Annotated in this window: 16 protein-coding genes and 1 pseudogene; 3 read left to right on the top strand and 14 right to left on the bottom strand. The window is 41.6% G+C overall.

Annotated features, from left to right (window positions below; translation table 11 throughout):
- Both ilvB and G4D54_21740 read right to left on the bottom strand, forming a co-directional pair.
- Complete coding sequence (gene ilvB, locus G4D54_21735) at window positions 1-1,722, bottom strand: biosynthetic-type acetolactate synthase large subunit (protein ID QJA04865.1); 1,722 nt, start codon at window positions 1,720-1,722, stop codon at window positions 1-3.
- Window positions 1,723-2,012: 290 nt separating this feature from the next.
- Entirely contained in the window at window positions 2,013-2,882 is an 870-nt protein-coding gene (locus G4D54_21740; protein QJA04866.1) for a methionyl aminopeptidase, read from the bottom strand.
- Window positions 2,883-3,094: 212 nt separating this feature from the next.
- Between G4D54_21740 and G4D54_21745 the strand changes: the two genes are divergently transcribed.
- On the top strand, window positions 3,095-4,774 hold the full coding sequence (locus tag G4D54_21745) for an AAA family ATPase (GenBank protein QJA04867.1): 1,680 nt from the start codon (window positions 3,095-3,097) through the stop codon (window positions 4,772-4,774).
- A gap of 55 nt (window positions 4,775-4,829) precedes the next feature.
- Here G4D54_21745 and G4D54_21750 read toward each other — a convergent pair whose 3' ends face one another.
- The 8 genes from G4D54_21750 to G4D54_21785 all read right to left on the bottom strand — a co-directional run bounded on the left by G4D54_21750 (window position 4,830) and on the right by G4D54_21785 (window position 11,794).
- Window positions 4,830-5,708, bottom strand: a complete 879-nt coding sequence (locus tag G4D54_21750; protein ID QJA04868.1) for a hypothetical protein — start codon at window positions 5,706-5,708, stop codon at window positions 4,830-4,832.
- A 481-nt stretch (window positions 5,709-6,189) separates the two neighbouring features.
- The gene (locus G4D54_21755; GenBank protein QJA04869.1) at window positions 6,190-7,077 is read right to left on the bottom strand and encodes a class II fructose-bisphosphate aldolase; all 888 of its coding nucleotides are present in this window, start codon (window positions 7,075-7,077) and stop codon (window positions 6,190-6,192) included.
- 18 nt (window positions 7,078-7,095) lie between these two features.
- The gene (locus G4D54_21760; GenBank protein QJA04870.1) at window positions 7,096-8,139 is read right to left on the bottom strand and encodes an alcohol dehydrogenase catalytic domain-containing protein; all 1,044 of its coding nucleotides are present in this window, start codon (window positions 8,137-8,139) and stop codon (window positions 7,096-7,098) included.
- A complete protein-coding gene (locus G4D54_21765; GenBank protein QJA04871.1) occupies window positions 8,132-9,292 on the bottom strand; it encodes an iron-containing alcohol dehydrogenase in 1,161 nt (386 codons plus the stop codon). The genes G4D54_21760 and G4D54_21765 overlap by 8 nt, the downstream gene beginning before the upstream one ends.
- Window positions 9,293-9,303: 11 nt before the next feature.
- Window positions 9,304-10,140, bottom strand: a complete 837-nt coding sequence (locus tag G4D54_21770; protein ID QJA04872.1) for a PTS system mannose/fructose/sorbose family transporter subunit IID — start codon at window positions 10,138-10,140, stop codon at window positions 9,304-9,306.
- The gene (locus G4D54_21775; protein QJA04873.1) at window positions 10,137-10,892 is read right to left on the bottom strand and encodes a PTS sugar transporter subunit IIC; all 756 of its coding nucleotides are present in this window, start codon (window positions 10,890-10,892) and stop codon (window positions 10,137-10,139) included. The genes G4D54_21770 and G4D54_21775 overlap by 4 nt, the downstream gene beginning before the upstream one ends.
- A gap of 15 nt (window positions 10,893-10,907) precedes the next feature.
- Window positions 10,908-11,390: a PTS sugar transporter subunit IIB gene (locus G4D54_21780; protein ID QJA04874.1), complete on the bottom strand. Its 483-nt coding sequence runs from the start codon at window positions 11,388-11,390 to the stop codon at window positions 10,908-10,910.
- A gap of 2 nt (window positions 11,391-11,392) precedes the next feature.
- Window positions 11,393-11,794, bottom strand: coding sequence for a PTS fructose transporter subunit IIA (locus G4D54_21785; GenBank protein QJA04875.1), 402 nt, complete (start codon window positions 11,792-11,794; stop codon window positions 11,393-11,395).
- 275 nt (window positions 11,795-12,069) lie between these two features.
- Here G4D54_21785 and G4D54_21790 point away from each other — a divergent pair, with 275 nt between their 5' ends.
- Window positions 12,070-14,505: a PRD domain-containing protein gene (locus G4D54_21790; GenBank protein QJA04876.1), complete on the top strand. Its 2,436-nt coding sequence runs from the start codon at window positions 12,070-12,072 to the stop codon at window positions 14,503-14,505.
- Here the strand turns inward: G4D54_21790 and G4D54_21795 are convergent.
- Window positions 14,424-14,696, bottom strand: a complete 273-nt coding sequence (locus tag G4D54_21795; protein ID QJA04877.1) for a hypothetical protein — start codon at window positions 14,694-14,696, stop codon at window positions 14,424-14,426. The two genes, G4D54_21790 and G4D54_21795, sit on opposite strands and share 82 nt — an antisense overlap.
- Before the next feature lie 62 nt (window positions 14,697-14,758).
- Between G4D54_21795 and G4D54_21800 the strand changes: the two are divergent.
- Window positions 14,759-14,929: pseudogene (locus tag G4D54_21800) on the top strand (ATP-binding protein).
- 207 nt (window positions 14,930-15,136) lie between these two features.
- Here G4D54_21800 and G4D54_21805 read toward each other — a convergent pair.
- From G4D54_21805 to G4D54_21815, 3 genes are read right to left on the bottom strand one after another with little or no spacing between them, the layout of a single operon-like run.
- Window positions 15,137-15,586 (bottom strand): PTS sugar transporter subunit IIA, encoded by a 450-nt coding sequence (locus tag G4D54_21805; GenBank protein ID QJA04878.1) that lies wholly within the window; start codon window positions 15,584-15,586, stop codon window positions 15,137-15,139.
- The gene (locus tag G4D54_21810) at window positions 15,583-16,998 is read right to left on the bottom strand and encodes a PTS mannitol transporter subunit IICB (protein ID QJA04879.1); all 1,416 of its coding nucleotides are present in this window, start codon (window positions 16,996-16,998) and stop codon (window positions 15,583-15,585) included. The genes G4D54_21805 and G4D54_21810 overlap by 4 nt, the downstream gene beginning before the upstream one ends.
- 53 nt (window positions 16,999-17,051) lie before the next feature.
- On the bottom strand, window positions 17,052-17,585 hold the full coding sequence (locus tag G4D54_21815) for an SIS domain-containing protein (protein ID QJA04880.1): 534 nt from the start codon (window positions 17,583-17,585) through the stop codon (window positions 17,052-17,054).

The raw sequence follows: 17,585 nt of genomic DNA on the forward strand, positions 1-17,585 counted from the left end.
TTAACAATCCATAAGCATATCCTTTAAGGTGCCGTCAGGCTGTATCATCGGATACACAAGATCCTCCGGATTGATAATAAATTCGATGATCACCGGTGTTTTCTTACTGCTCATCGCCTCACGAAGTGCCGGCTCGATCTGTTCCTTTTCCGTTACCCGGATACCCTTTGCCCCATAGCTTTCCGCCAGCTTTACGAAATCAGGAGTATACGTAGGACATGATACTTCCCCGCATTTATTGCGGCAGGCAGCTCCGGCACGAAGGCAGGTCATGGCATAGCGCTTTCCATAGAACAGCTTCTGCCACTGCCGAACCATGCCCAGATTGTTATTATTGAAAATACAATTTATAATAGGAAGCTCCTCCAGTACAGCTGTTGCGATTTCCTGGATGTTCATCTGCATCCCGCCATCTCCCGAAATGGATAGTACAGGAGTATCCGGATTTCCAATTTTTGCGCCGATTGCCCCCGGAAGACCATAGCCCATCGTACCAAGACCTCCGGACATCAACAGCTTCTTCTTGTTAGTCAGCTCGATAAACTGTGCTGTAAACATCTGATGCTGTCCGACATCGGTGACAACGATCAGCTCCTCAAATACCCGGTTGATAGTTTCGATGATGTCCTGCGGGGTCAGATACGGCTTCTTTTTCATCATGAGTGGATGCACGCTTTTCCATGCATCGATTTCATCCAGCCACTTTTTTGTATTATATTCATGCACATATTCCAGCATTTTATTGATTGCTTCTCTGGCATCCGCAACAATCGGGATGTCTACCTGTATATTTTTAGAGATCGCGGCAGTATCAATATCAATATGCACTATTTTGGCATTGGGCGCAAAGGAATGCAGCTTTCCCGTGATCCGGTCATTGAATCTTGTACCGATGGAAAACAGCAGATCGCACTCATTTACGGCCATATTACAGGCATAGGCACCATGCATTCCGATATTCCCCACATACAGCGGGTGATTGCTTGGAATTGCCCCCTTCCCCATAATTGTTGTTATGACAGGTATATTCGTTTTATTAACCAGCTTTGTAAAGTCCTCATTTGCATGGGCAATATTCACACCGCCCCCGGCAAGAAACAATGGACGTTTTGCCTTTCCCAGCATTTTGATAGCACGCTTCAGCTGACCGATATGCACTGCAGTATTGGGCTTATATCCCCGAATATTCACCTTATCCGGATAATCTGCTTCTCCCAGCTCTCCCATAACATCCTTTGGAAGATCGATCAGCACCGGACCGGGTCTTCCGCTTGCCGCTATATAAAAGGCTTCTTTGATAATACGTCCCAGGTCTTCCCTTCTGCGAACCGTGACACCGTATTTAGTGATACTGCGGGTGATTCCCACAATATCCACCTCCTGAAACGCATCATTTCCGATTAAATTTCGGGCAACCTGTCCGGTAAAGCATACTAGTGGAACACTGTCATAATAGGCAGTCGCAAGACCGGTCACAAGATTTGTCGCACCCGGGCCACTGGTAACGAGACATACCCCTGTTTTCCCTGTAGAACGTGCATAGGCATCCGCTTCATGAACAAGAGCGATTTCCTGCCTTGGAAGAATGATTTTTATACTGTTCTGCTTATATAATTCATCACTGATGTCAATGGTACAGGCGCCCGGATAAGCAAACAGCGTATCCACACCCTCTTCCTGAAGTGCCTTTACCAACAACTTATTGCCACTGATTTTCTTCATATGCATACCTCCCTAATCTATCTTATTACTACTTTAACACAATACAGGCACTATGAAAACACTTTAAACCTGCTTGTTTAAGACATTTTTGTGACAAAAACCGTAGGATTCAGCAAATTCAAAAAAAAACTATGAAAAATGCTATTTCACAGGCAATTTATGTGCAAAGAAGCTGATGTACAAAAAAGCAGATACCATATAAAGTATTGAATACTGCATATACTATCTGCTTACATTATAAAAACATTTTGTTGCTCACACTAATTCAGACATCTCTATATTCTATTGTATCAATACGTTAGTATTTCAATACCATGTTCTGTGACCAGGAGGGTATGCTCCCACTGGGCACTTAATGAACCATCCTCTGTATAGGATGTCCATCCGTTATCTTCATCAATATATAAATGATAATCTCCTACATTGATCATGGGCTCAATCGTAAATACCATACCGGGAGCCAGCACCATACCACTGCCTGCACGACCGACATGACCGATTACCGGATCCTCATGAAACTCCTTGCCAACACCGTGTCCGGCAAAATCCACAACAACGCTGTATCCCCTGCTTGTCGCATATTTATGAATGGCGGCACCGATATCACCGACATGTCCCCATGGCTTGACGGCATCCATGCCAATGTTCAGACATTCCTTTGTGACCTCAACCAGATTTCTTGCCTCTTCACTGACCTCCCCGATCATAAACATACGGGAAGCATCGGAATAGTAGCCATGAAAGATTGTTGATACATCGACATTTACAATATCGCCTTCCTGCAGGATAATACTGTCATCCGGAATACCGTGACAGACCTCATCATTCACAGATGTACAGCAGCTTTTCGGAAATCCTTCATAATTCAATGGTGCAGGAATCGCACCATGGGAAACAGTATAATCATATACCAGACGATCAATTTCACCGGTACTCATACCGGGATGAATATGCTTTGCGACATGATCCAGTACTCCTGTATTGATATTCCCACTTTTCTTAATACCGATGATATCTTCCTTGTTTTTAATCAGAGAGCGATCCGGTACAATATGTCCTTCCCTGGCCAGCTTTGCGAGCTTTTCATCAAATTTTTCATGGCACTGCTTATATTTCTTTCCACTGCCGCACCAGCAGCGTGTATTTCTATGCATTTCCATATAGACACCTCTTTTCAACCTCTATAGTATAGCACTTATTTCTGTACTTTTCACATGAAAACATGCGAAAGAAAGGGAAATAAAGTCCTTCTATATCATCTATGCCTTATAGCATTATGCATTTTGTATAACCATGTACGCAAAACATTATTTCCTTACGATACGGTTTCGGTATCGTGGTATAATAAGGATAAAGTTAAGGAGCTGATCATATGAAACGTCTGCCGATTGGAATAGAAGATTTCAAGGAACTGATTGACAAAGACTGTTATTATGTAGACAAAACATCATTCATTACAGACATTATAAATGAAAAGGTCGCATTATATACCAGACCGCGCCGTTTTGGTAAAACACTGAATATGAGTATGCTATATTATTTTTTCTCAATGAAGCAGAAGGATAATGCTTATCTTTTTAACGATATGGATATTGTCAATCATACAGACTCATTACAATACCAAAATCAGTATCCGGTCATTTTTATTACTCTGAAAGATATGAAAAAACACACGTTTGAAAATCAAAAGGCGATGTTCGCTATCCTAATCCAGGATATTGTCAGAAAAAATCAGGAGTTACTCGAAAGTGAGGAATTAAATACCTTCGATAAAGAACAGCTTATAGCATATTATCGTCGTACACAAAGTGATGTAGATCTGCAGAATGCATTAAAGTTTCTTTGCGGTTGCTTGAAGCAGCATTATCATAAAGATGTTATTCTTTTGATTGACGAATACGATGTTCCGTTACAAAGCGCATATTTAAAAGGATATTATGATGAAATGGCAGACTTTTTAAGCGGTATGTTCGGTGCTGCCCTAAAAACAAATGATGCATTGGAAAAAGGGATTCTGACAGGCTGCCTGAGAATTGCGAAAGAGTCGATCTTCACTGGCTTAAATAATTTTAGTGTATATTCCATTTCTGAAGATCAATCCAGTACATCCTTTGGATTTACACCAAAAGAAACGATAATACTCCTTGAACACTACGATTTGAAATCCTATGAACAAACCATAAAAGAATGGTATGATGGGTATCTATTCGGAAACAAAGAGATATACAATCCATGGAGCGTACTGAAATATGTTCAAAAAATCAAGCAGGGAAACGATACACCGGAATCCTTCTGTGCAAATACGAGTGGAAATGATATTATCTATCAGTACATTCAAAAAGCAAATTCACATATGAGAGAGGATTTTGATTTATTGACATCCGGTAAGATGATTGAAAAAGCCATAAAACATGAGCTCACCTACCGTGAAATGGATAAAATACAGAACATTTACAGCTTTCTTCTATTCACGGGGTATTTGAAAGTCATAAAATGCATAGATGAAGAAAAGAGTATATACCAGCTGATGATTCCTAACAAAGAAATCAACAGAATTTATACCCTCATATTTGAAGAATGGTTTCAGGAACAAACGGAGGCACATGCTGAGAATTTCGCTGAAGCCTTGTTGAAGGAAGATATAGAAACCGCAAATAAAATAGTAAATGACCTTCTTTTTACTTCCATCAGCTATTTTGATTATGATGAGAAATTCTATCATGGCATTTTAATAGGCTTGTTATGCAATTATCGCATCATGTCTAATCAGGAGTCCGGTTTGGGAAGATTCGATATAGCGGTTGCGCCTCGTTCCTTAAGTGATCGGGGGATGATATTAGAACTAAAAACAGCTACTTCCCTTGCGGAATTAAAAAACACGGCAAAGCACGCATGTAAGCAGATAAAGGATAAACAATATATAGAAGGTATGCTGGCGGAGGGTTATGAGGATATTATCGGCTATGGCATCGCTTTTTATAAGAAATTCTGTGTTATTGAGGCTTTAAAGGATAGCACGGATACTATTGTAAACGATACGAGCATTCAATAGTTCATTATTCCAAAAGGATTGCGGACCCGCAATCCTTTTTTTATATCTAATAATTTCAAGATGCCTCTTTTCCTGCATCCTTCAGCTTTTCATGCTCCTCCTGCTCCAGTTCTTTTCTGGCAAGACGCTTAAAGTCCGCATCTCTTGTTTTTCTTCTAGGAAGGAATTGTCTGGTAAAAGCACCCTTTCCACGCTTTTTCACATAAAAATAGCCAAGGATAGAAAATGTAGAGGCGCCTATAAAATTCACAAGCAAATCCTCCATAGTATCAATCAGTCCGATATCCAGATAACCGTTAAATCCCAGCTCTTTGCCATTTACCGCAACGGAATGGATTCCGTCAATCGTAATTGGTATATTGCTGTTGGTTGGATCCAGCATAACCGTTGTTATACTTTGCACGATCGTATCCTTCTGCATATCCGTCCCCATGAAGGTATCCATACCAAATTCAAAGAATTCCCATACAACACCGATTGTCATGGAAAAACAGAAAGCAACCAGTGCCATAAACACAGGGGAAAGACGAAACTGCAGACGATCATCATTATTCAAAAGATCCACAAGTGAAAAACCGATTGCCGCCGCAAGAAAGCCGTTCAGCGTATGCAGGATGGTATCCCACATGGGAATCAGGATATAAAAAGACTGGATTTCTCCGAGAATTTCTGCGGAAAAGATAAATAGCAGGATGATAATTTCCAATGCTGTTGGCAGTTCGATTTTCAGCTCTACCTGTAGAAAACTCGGTACTATCAGCAAAATCAGTGTTAACAGGCATAAAAATACATTTTCAAAATTCCTGTTGAATATCTGAAGAATCATAACAAGAATTACAAGTGCGCGCAGGGTTAGGTATACAAGAAACGATTTCCTATGCTCCTTGATCTCCATCTTGATTGCTTTTTTCATTGTCTGGTATTTTTTCGACATAAAACACCTCCTGAATTTTATTACAATCATATAGAATTCTGAAGGAAATTTCAATAATTCTTTTTAATATATTTAAAAAACAAAAAAAATAAATTAAAATCATATTTATTAAAGGGTTATAAAATATTGTTTTCATAATTTAATTTAAATAGAAACAGTTAAACTATGTTATAATTATGATTTTTAAACCAACTCAGAACCTATATTTTACTCCGAAGTTTACTAAGTTATAACTTACTAAGTTATAACTTAGTAAACTAATATGCCTCATAAATTATCAATATAAAAAGTCTCCATATTCTTCCGCATGATAGACAGATTATAGAAATTCATCCTTGTGTGAATGTTATGTTAACTGTATAATTCGCTTCCATATCATGTAAGCATATTTTATGTGATCAATCATAGATTTCAGATAATCATAAAATATCCTGTCACAATCACCATAACAGGATATCTTATTTCTCTATTAGATTATTTGTTACTTTGCTTCATTTAGGTCCTGTTTCAATCCCGAAGAAACACATTGCTCTGCCTTCCATGCTTTATCTGCACATCCCAGAATTTTAATGAAATGCTTTGCTGTTTCCTTATATCCTTCCTGCAGCATCGGCATTAAGGCATAGATATTATTCCCCTCCATACCGACTTCCTGTATTTTATTATACGCTCCGCGGAATAAATCATTGGCTACATTTACCTTACTGATACCCAGACGGCATGCCGTTGCCAGATTCTCATCACCGGTACCGCTGCCACCATGCAGCACCAATGGCACCGGAACTTTCTCTGCCAGCTCTTTTAAAAGATCAAGACGAAGCTTTGGCTCTCCTTTATAAACACCATGTGCGGATCCGATGGCCACAGCCAGACAGTCAACGCCTGTCTCCTTCACATAACGGACTGCTTCATCCGGCTGCGTTAGGGCTGCAATACCATCAACAGCATAATTCTCACCGACACCGACATGACCTAGCTCTGCCTCTACACCGACACCCGCAGCATGTGCAATTTTCACAAGCTCCTTCACCTGTGCGACATTTTCCTCATATGGAAGGGAGGAGCGATCGACCATGATGGTATGAAAGCCGGCATGAATTCCTTTTACCGCATCCTCAAAGGTTGCACTGTGATCCAATATAAACGCTACCGGTACGCTCGCTTTGATCGCAAAATCATGCAGCATGCGGCCAAAATACTGCATATCTTTATTATGACCCCAGCCACAAAGCATAATCAGGGGGGCATTCATTTCCTCAGCCGCTTCCACGCATGCTCTCAATGAAAGCTCATCTACAGCTGATAAAGCCGGTACTCCGTAATGTCCCTCTTTTGCCTGTTGCAGGATTTCTGCCATACTTACTAACATCTTATATTCCTCCTTAAGTTAAAATGTGATAATAATACGAAATGTATCCGGACGTATTGCTGCTTCAAACGCTTCCTGTGCCTGATTGCACGGATATACTCCGGAAACCAATTTTTCTGGATCAATCAACCCTTTACTTAACATATTGACCGCCCGCTGAAAGGAACGTACGCTTGGACTTACTGCTCCTGTAATAACCGTTTCACTGGAATGCAGCCAGTTTGGACTGATTTCAATCGGCTTATCAGGATGCTGTGAGCTGTACATGACGCATCTTCCCAAGGGTGCTGTCATCTCCACAGCCTGCTTAGCAACAGCACTGATCGGTGTTGTGTTAAAGACAGCCTCTGCACCGATACCATTCAGATTTTTTATGTAATCAACCGGATTTGTTTCCATCGGGTTGATAGTATCATCACATCCCAGTGTCTTTGCCAGAGCACGACGTTTAGCATCCGGCTCACTCATGATAACGCGTGCACCCGACAGCTTGGCACAGAGTACATGTAGCATTCCCATGATGCCTCCACCTAACACCGCTACATCATCTCCCAGTGCAATCTGTCCACGTTCAATCGAGTTCAGCACACATGCCAGCGGTTCGCTGAACACCGCTGCTGTATCAGAGAGTGATTCCGGCAGCAGGTAAGCCTGAGAGGGATCAATATTCAGATATTCTCCAAGCCCTCCTGTACCTGGTATTTCCATTTCCTTATCAAACGGCGCATTGATATCTACGCACAGATTCTCTTCACCATGACGACAGAAATAACATTTTCCGCAAACCTGAATCAAACGAGCTGTCAGCTTCCTTCCGATCGGAAACTCTCGTTCACTTACCCCCTCCCCAACGGCCGCAACGCTTCCGACAATTTCATGTCCTCCAACAAATGGCAGCGGCATTTTGGACTCCCGTGTAAACACACGCTGTTCCCAGGTACATAATGCACATGCTTTGATATGCATCAGTATTTTGCCCGGCTTTACATCAGGACGCCGAACCTCTTTCACCTCAACCTTATGGTCATCCGTAATCGCTACTACCTTCATTTTCTCATTCATATGCTGTCCTCCATTCTTTTCCATCATATAATTCCTGATACATTGCTTTTAATTCAGCTGCAGAGAAGGTCTTTGGTGCACACTGCACATTGGCATCCTGCATCGCCTGCTTCACATAGGTATCAATTTTACACATATAAGTCTTACGATCAATACCTGCTTCCTGTAGGGTAACCGGCATCTCTATTCTTCGATACATCTCCCATATCCTTGCTATCAGACGCTCCTGCTTTTCCATAGAGGTCCCGCAGATTCCCAGCTGATCAGCCACTTCCTCATATAAAGGCTGCGGCAGCAGATGACACATTGTATACGGCAGGATAAGCCCCGTCATAAGTCCATGCGGCTTTCTGAAATCACCACCGGCCTGATCCATTCCATGCGCCATACCGGTTATGGAGTTATTGATACATGCACCTGCAATCGTTGCACTCAAATGGATATCACGACGTGCATTCAAATCACCATTGCAGGAAGCCTCCAGCTGTTTTATAATCTGCACAGCGGCCTGCACACTTTGCATCCGTACCATATCCGAAGCCAGAACAGAAATACCCGCCTCCAATGCATGGGCAAGAGCATCACATCCGGAGAATGCAATGACGTGCTTGGGAAGACTTACCAACAGCTCATAATCAAGAATGGCTGTGCTTGGCATGATTTCATTGCTTAAAACCATGCACTTTCTTTTCTCTGTATCCTTAACTACCGCACAACCCGTTGTTTCAGAGCCTGTCCCACTAGTTGTAGGAATGGCAATCAGTTCCTTTTCCTTTGTGAATGATTCTACAGCATATGGTGCAAATGCCTGTTCCCAAGTGTAATCAGGGAATTCTGTAAACAGCCATAGTACCTTCGCACTATCCAGGACGGAGCCGCCTCCGATTGCCACAAATACATCCGGATCAAAGCGCTGCGCTTTTCGAATGGCCGGTTCCAGAAGCTCTGTGGTAGGCTCCTGCGGCATATTACAGAGGACTTCATAATCGCAGTCCTTTAAAAGCTCATCAAACAGCTTTGTTTCAAGCTGTAATGCCTTCAAAACATTTTCATCGACAACCAAGCCGATTTTTTTATCCTTCCACCGTTGTACTTCACGAAGTGCACCATTTCCCATGATATACTTCGTTGTTTGGTATTGTTTAATCTGCATCTATTGCCTCCCTATACACTCAAAATTCCCGTTAATCCGCCAATAACACCAATAGCGATTATGACCAGCATAACCAAAACACTTGATTTTCCTGCTTTCAGCAGCTTGTAGCAGCCCAGTGTCAATAACAGCGGAAGCATACTTGGAAGAATGGCGTCAAATAGCTGCTCCTGCATGGAGAAGCTTCCCTCTGCCTGCGGGATGCTGATGCCGCATTTCATTGTCACAAAATTAACAACCAATGCTCCCAGTACCATACAGCCCATAATACTCGCAGCGGATATTAAACGTTTGATAACACCATTCTCCAGCATACTGAGAATTGCATCTGAACCTTTACGATAACCTAGTAAAAATCCAAAGCGTGATATGCCGAATACAATAATCGCCATAACCAATGAGAATACAAGAGGAATGACCCAGTTACCACCTTTTGCAAAATCTACAGCGAATGCAATAAGCAGGGGGAGGATGACACCCTGTATCAAGGTATCACCAATACCCGAAAGCGGCCCCATCAGTCCGGTTTTAATTGAGGTGATTGCATCATTATCAAGTTCAGCTCCCAATGCCTTCTGTTCTTCCATCGCCAGAACCAGTCCAACAATAGATGACCCCAGACAAGGCTCACAATTAAAGAAGCTGGTATGACGTTGCATGGCTTCTATACGTAAATCCTTATTATCCTTGTAAAGCTTTCGAAAGGCCGGGGTCATGGCATGAAGGAAGCCGATCCCCATCATACGCTCATAATTGTAACAGGCCTGATTATTGAACAGCCATAGCAGCCAGGCTCTATTAACCTCTTTGCTGGAAAGCAGATTTTTCTTATCTACAGTTTCACTCATGCCGCATTACCTCCTGTACTCTCTTTTTTCTGTGTATAGACGATTGCAATACAAAGCGATATAAATCCAATCGCAATCATACTCAATCCCGAATATACAGAAATCAGGAACCCGATGAAGAAAAAGATTTTTGCCTCTCCTTTGAAAATATACATCAGCGTCAAGCCAATACCGAGAGCAGGCATCATCCCTCCGATTATCATGAGGATATTTAATACTGTCCCGCCAAGAGCATCAATAATACCCTGAATATAGCTGGCTCCGAAATAGCATGCCAGCATACATGGAACAAAGGTAAGCACAAACAGCATCAGCTGCGGCAACAATACAGAAGGAATCCAAACCTTCCCAGCCTCGCCTTTTTCTGCCAGATGATCTGCCATATGTGCAAATACTGAATCCAGTGTCAGACGTCCAAACCAAAGTAAGGTACCAATCAATCCGATTGGGACAGCAATCGCCAGAGCTGCTTCCGTATCCAGACCACCTGTAATTCCCAAAGCGGCTCCCAGGATCCCAGCCAGACACATATCTCCGGGCAAAGCACCACCTGCTGATATAAACCCTACATACATCAGATTTATGGTAGCTCCTATCATAGTTCCCTGTGCGGGATCACCAAGAATCATCCCTGTCAGACAACCGCTTACCAACGGCCTGTAAACAGAATAATAACCAACCGGTCCTGCAATGATCGAGCTATTCCCCAAATAATAAATAATCCCCAGTAAAACAGCCTGTAAAATACTCATAATACTTCTCCTTTCCTATCCGCTTATCATTTTACCAACATCACTTGGCGACTCATTCGGTACCAACTGATAATACATCGGTATATGCTTATTCATGATGCGCTGCATACACTCGATTTCTTCTTCACTTGCTGATACATTGCGATTAAATTTCCTGCGGCCTGACTTTGCCCCCATTCCCCCCAGAATCACTTTATCCAGCAGAATACCTTCATTAATTAAAGCCTCAACTACCTGTGGAGTCTTTACCAAAATAATAATTCGTTCTTTATCCTCAGCCTCCTTTTTCAACTCACACACTCCGTTTTCTATATTGTATATATCAATACGAATATCGGAAGGTGCCGCTGCCTTAATGATTTTCTGTAAGAAAACATCCTTCACCAATGCTTCATCAATGATTACAATACGATTACCCTCAGTCTGCTTTACCCATGCCGTAACAACCTGCCCATGAATAAGACGGTCATCGATGCGGCATAACACAATATGTTTCATGTTTAGTCCTCCTTCAGCATTTCATTAACATGAATGAGCGTTTTCATTCCCTCTGACATTATGTGTGCTATCATCATCTTCAGCTCCATCTGCGTTCTTGAACAGAGAATCTCAAGTAAAATGGGAAGATTGATTCCTGTTAGGTGTTCAAATGTGTGATCCTTCATCAATGACGCTGTAACATTAAACGGACTTCCAGAACGCATATCTGTTAGAATCAGTATTTCACTTCCCTTCCGCGTACAGCTGATTGCCTGCAAAATAGAGTCCCTCAGATGTTCGACGCTTTCACCTAAATAGAAGCCGAATGCCTGTACGTTTTCCTGTTCCCCCATGATGAGTTCACTGCTTGCCAGCATCGCTTTTCCATATTCGCCATGTGTAACGATTATGATATCAATCATATACAGCTTCCTCCTTTTCCTTTCTGATGTCATCTTATCATCGTCCCTTTCAGGTGGTCAAAAAAGTCCCTGTTTCAACACACTCAGGAAAGCGTGTGAAGAAAAAAGAAGCAGATTTACTAGCTTTTATTCCGATAACTTCCAGTGCAAGCATACACAATATGTATACATTGTAAAAAGCAGACACACTTTTAGACTTTTTTATGCGTTTTTATTCTTACTGTGTTATTATGAAGAAGAAATCAACACAAAAAAATTAAGGAGGTCGTGATTTCATGAGTAAACGCAAAGAACTAATTCTGAAAGCAATTTATGCGCACACCTTGGAATGTCTGGAGGATAAGCAGTATGATAAGCTTGGAATGGATGCCTCCTCTTTGGCGATGGATTTGCGGCTTGATCGATCAAATGTATCCAGAGATCTCAACCTCCTGCATCAGGAAGGCAGACTGATCAAGCTCAATGGCAGACCAACACTATATGTTTCACGCCAGCTTTTGATGAAGTATTTCCCCGAGCAGAACATACCCGCCGTTCTTTCCAAGGATCAGCAGCTTACCGATTTTCTGACTAAGCAGCAGCGTCAGAATGAACAAACGCAGATGAAAGAATCTCTGGATACATTGATTGGAAAAAACATCGGTGAAAGTATGTATGAGCCGATTCAAAAAGCTAAAGCAGCAATGAATTACCCATATAGCGGATTAAATACCATTATCGAGGGGCAGGAGGGAACCAACCGGAAGAGTTTTGCACAGCTCATGTTTCTATACGGCAAACAGAATGGACGATTTTCTTCCTTTCATTCTCCGATTATTGCAGACTGCAGCCTTTTAAAAAATTATTCTGTTCATGATTTGGATTTGTATGTATTCGGAGAAATCATCGACAGCCGACTGCGCCGCGGTCTGGTGGAAAAAGCTAGGCAGGGGATGCTCATACTGCTTCATTTCGAACAGCTTCCCGATTTAATAAAGATAAAGATATGCAATGCAATAACAGAAGCGCAGTACCATCCACTCAACGCTGTCAATCGCAGATTTACATTTCAATGCCAGGTGATTATCACGACCTCCTCACCTGAATTAAAAGAGGAATCCATGATCCGCCGCTGTTTTCCAACGCTGATTTCCCTGCCTTCACTACAGCAGCGTACACTGGAAGAGACCGTTATGCTGGTTCTTAAGCAGTTTCAGGAGGAGGCTTATTTCATCAAGCGAGCCATTCGCATATCAAAGGGAATTTTGAGCTGCTTCGCAATGTCCTCCTATAAGGGAAATCTGCCGCATTTAAAAGCTGAGATACGCAGTGCATGTGCAAATGCCTATACCCGTTTGATAAAAGAAAATCCCTTATGTATCACTTTGGATTTCGCCGATATATCAAACACGGTACTATCCGATATTTATGATGTAAACGAGCGTTATCAGCAGTTGAATACGATTTTAGCTTTATTTACACATAATGATTTCTACTTTTCCACGATGAAAGAGAATGAAGAATTACAGATGCTCTATCATATCAATGAGGAATTGAATCAGAAAAAAAACATTTCTATAAACAATGCAAAGGGTGAAATTGTAAATCAGTGTCTGAATGATATGAATGCATTCATGAATGTTCACCTGAATACCATACGCTCTGTTTTATTGAAGGATATTTATGATTTATTATATCCTGTTTTACAGGATAAACCTATTTCGCGAAATGAAAACATACTTTATGGAATGTTAAGTAAGCTTTCTGAATTTATCTCAGCTTTCAAAGAAGACACGGTTCCGGCGATTACAGATGTTGGGGCGATCAGCATTGCACGAAAAAAAGATTACCTCTTATTTGACGAAATTCAAGAAGCTGTTTCTTCACGCTTTAATTATACCTTCACAAAATGGGAGCGTGATTATATTGCGACCTATGTTTATCTATCCAGTCAATGGCTGCAGGAAACGCAGGTACAGCTTCTGATTGTTACAGAAAATGGCCGCTCCAAGGAATATGCACGTTATCTGCATTCGCATGATTACGGGAACCAGATTCTATCTCTGGAGTTGGATACACAGGTATCCCATGATGCTCTCTTATCCATTCTGACAAAGCATGTACAGGAAAGTGATAAGGGAAAAGGCGTTTTGATCATTACGGATTGTAAGGATATCAAGCTGCTGGAGGAGGAACTACAGACTTGGTCAAATTGTCATGTACGCATCGTCCCAGACCTTGACCTGCCGCTATTGTTAACACTGTTAAAACGTGCAAGCAGTATCGGAGCAACCTTTGAAACCATTCTTCAAAAGGATGCCGAAAATTCGATTGCTGAAACAGAAGCCAAGGACTCTGACAGCTATGCAATGCAATTGATTCAACAAATGGATGAAACCATTTTAAGCGATTCCCTTGTCTTTCTAAATCCGCGTAAGTCTTCCCAAATACTTTATAAAACATTAAATGCCATTATAAAGCAGCTGCAGCTTCCTTATTCAGACAATCTGTTGATTAAGTTTATTTTTCACTGCTCCTTTACACTGGAGCGCTGTATAAAAAATGAGCCACTTTCTTTTCCGAAGATGAAGGCATTCATAAATCGCAATAATTATGTTTACAATATCATTGAGCGGAATTTTCATGAGGTTCAGGAGGTTTTCGATTGTACGATTCCTCCTTCTGAGTTTTCATTTATCACGGAGATATTTCTGCCCTTAACAAAAGAATAACGATTATTCCTGAGCTGTTGAACATACTTTTCAATTCGCCCAAAATCCTGATAGTTTAAAAATGAGGTTATCTGTTGAACTGTTATGATTTTAAAATATAGCGCCTCTTCCGTTGAAATTTGCACCGCCATATCAGTGACGATGATAACCTCGTTGTCTTTCTGCAAAGCGATTACCACTTCATTATGCATAATTTCATCAATAAAAATATGTTAATCTACATATTTTTATCAATAAATATATGCAATTTAACACACATACAACATCAAGGGCATTTCAGAACTTCGTAAAAAAATATCATGTAAAGCATGCCTTCCTTTTTTCAAAGAAGAATACAGGAGTATCTATTGATGGAGTCATCAAACACCTGCCACTGTATATGCTGGAAATCATACTGGAGCAGGAACCTGATATGTTTTCATAAAGCAACAGGCAGATACATTTTAATCCGATATCCGGCTAAGTACCTTCTCCGGGTAAAAAAGCGGAAAGGCAAAGCAAGCCTACATACAGACTGAAGTGTGTTTCGTTGTAATAATAATCTCATATGGAGTTCAAAAAAAGACTTATACTGGTATGGAATATTATCCATCACTGTAATAAGTCTCTTTTCTTTATTAAAATCAGCTACTCAAATCTTAGCCTTCAGAATCCCCATGATTTCGTTCTTATCCTTACTCGTACGTAGCCGCTCGACCTGCTCCTGTTCCATACACACAAGCGCGATTTGTGAAAGCAACTGCATATGTACTCCATCTCTGCCTGCAATTCCAATCATGATATATGCCTTTTCTCCATCAAAATCAACCCCCTCTGGAATCTGCAGTACCGATAAGCCGGACTCGAGAATATGCTGTTCACTATTCGCTATTCCATGGGGAATCGCTACATGATTCCCTACATAGACAGATACAAGACGTTCCCGTTCCATCATATCTTCAATATAGGCCGCCTTAACATACCCCTGCTTCACAAGTATCTCACCGCATGCCTGTATGGCACTCCAGCGATCCGCGTATGCAGCCTGCAATATAATATTATCCTCCTGTAAAATAGGCTTCATCTTTTTTTCTGTTTTCATTCGGATTTTTTCAAGGAATCCACAAGTCGATCATATGCTTCAGAATTCAACAGATTATCCACCGCGTAGACTGAATTTTTCTTCCCGTTTGTCTCAAGTACATTTTTCACACGTGCTTCCAACGGCTGTGTAGTTACGATTAAATCTCCAGCTCTTGCATTTTCACAGAGCGTCGCCACAGAGGAATGCATAACTTCTATATTCAGCATGGCCTTCTGCAGCTTGGTCTTCATGATAGATTCCCCCATGACACTTGATCCCATACCAGCATCACATGCGTAAATAATTCTTTGTACAGCAGCACTATTCTGCTTTGGATCAACGACTACCGCACCTGCACCTGGCATATCGAATCCATAGTCCTGCTCAATAAGTACTGCTTCATCCTCGGTTTTATCCATTTTTAGGATGAAGCCTGCGACCAGCATAGACACCGCCATACCTGCGAAATAGGAAATAATATTAACCAGCATTGCATCCTTTGGAGAAACAGACAGCAAGGCAAAGAAGCTACCCGGTGAAATTGGCGCTACAGTTCCACCTCCGAATACCTGTATGATAAACAGAGAAACCATACTTCCTGCAATCTGTCCCAGAATAACAAGCGGTTTACTTAATACGAATGGATATACGACCTCACCGATACCACCAAAGAAGTTGATGAAGGCGGCACCAGGTGCTGCTTTTTTTGCCGTTCCCTTACCAAAGAAGGTAAATGCAAGAGCGATGCCCAATACACATCCATTATTTGCTTCTATCATAAACAGCAGAGATTTCCCTGCTTCCGCTGCCTGTTCCACACCCAAAGGAATCATAATACCATGATTCACAGCATTATTCAGGAATAATACCTTGGCTGGCTGTACAAATACAGCAATCAGTGGAAGAAGTCCTTTATTGATTAGGAAATCAACAGCTGTGCTTAAGATACCCAGCAGAAATTCAATAACCGGTACAAAGGCAAAGAAGCCCAGTACCATTAAACATACGCCTACGAGTCCCAGGGAGAAATTGTTGACCATCATTTCCATTCCCGGCTTAACTTTTCCCTCAAACAGCTTATCTACCTTTTTCAAAACCCATGCGGCCAGCGGTCCCATGAGCATTGCCCCTGCAAGCATGTTGATATCAGCTCCCAGTATTACTCCCATCGTGGCAAACGAGCCGATAACACCACCACGCTTTTTGTGTACGTTATACCCTCCAGTGTATGCAATCAGCAACGGCATCAGATATTTCATAGTCGGAGCTACCATCTGGTTCATAGTTTCATTTGGCAGCCACCCGGTCGGTATGAATAATGCAGCTAATAATCCCCATCCAATAAAGACCCCAATATTCGGCATAACTTCTGCGCTTAGGAAAGCTCCCATTTTCTGAACTTTCACTTTCTTTGAAGTATTCGTTTTCATAGTTCCTCCGTTTTTTATTATATGTTAAGGATTAAAATCATTTAATTTTATAGTTATTGCAGATTTGCATGGCGATTGTTCATATATTCTGTTGAAATCTTTTTCTCTTCCTGAAGACAGGATGTGATGGCATCCCCTATGATGAGTACCGCCTGTTCAAAGAGAGAGCCGGCATGCTGAGATGTCCTTACCTTGGTTTTTGCCGGTATACACAAATAGGTGTCGCTTATCTTGGGATTTTCACAGAGAGAGGATATCAGAACCACATGTGCCTTCTGCTTTTTTGCCGCTTCCATATGATTCAGTGTAACCTTGGTTTTTGCGCTCGATGACACCGCAAACAGAACATCGTTTTCCTGTATGGAGGGTGTAGCAGCATCCCCTGCGACATATGCTGCATAGCCTAGATGCATAAAGCGAATGGCCAGTGCCTTGACCATGTTTCCGGATCGCCCCATTCCGCTGAAGAAAATTCTATTTGCCGAAAGACAGGCGTTTGCTACAGCTTGCAGCTGCCCCTCATCCAGTGCATTCTGTATTTCCCGCAGTTCATCCAGATTCGCTGCAATGTGTCTGCCTACATTCAT

This window comes from [Clostridium] innocuum, assembly GCA_012317185.1.
In the GTDB taxonomy this organism is placed as follows: domain Bacteria; phylum Bacillota_I; class Bacilli_A; order Erysipelotrichales; family Erysipelotrichaceae; genus Clostridium_AQ; species Clostridium_AQ innocuum.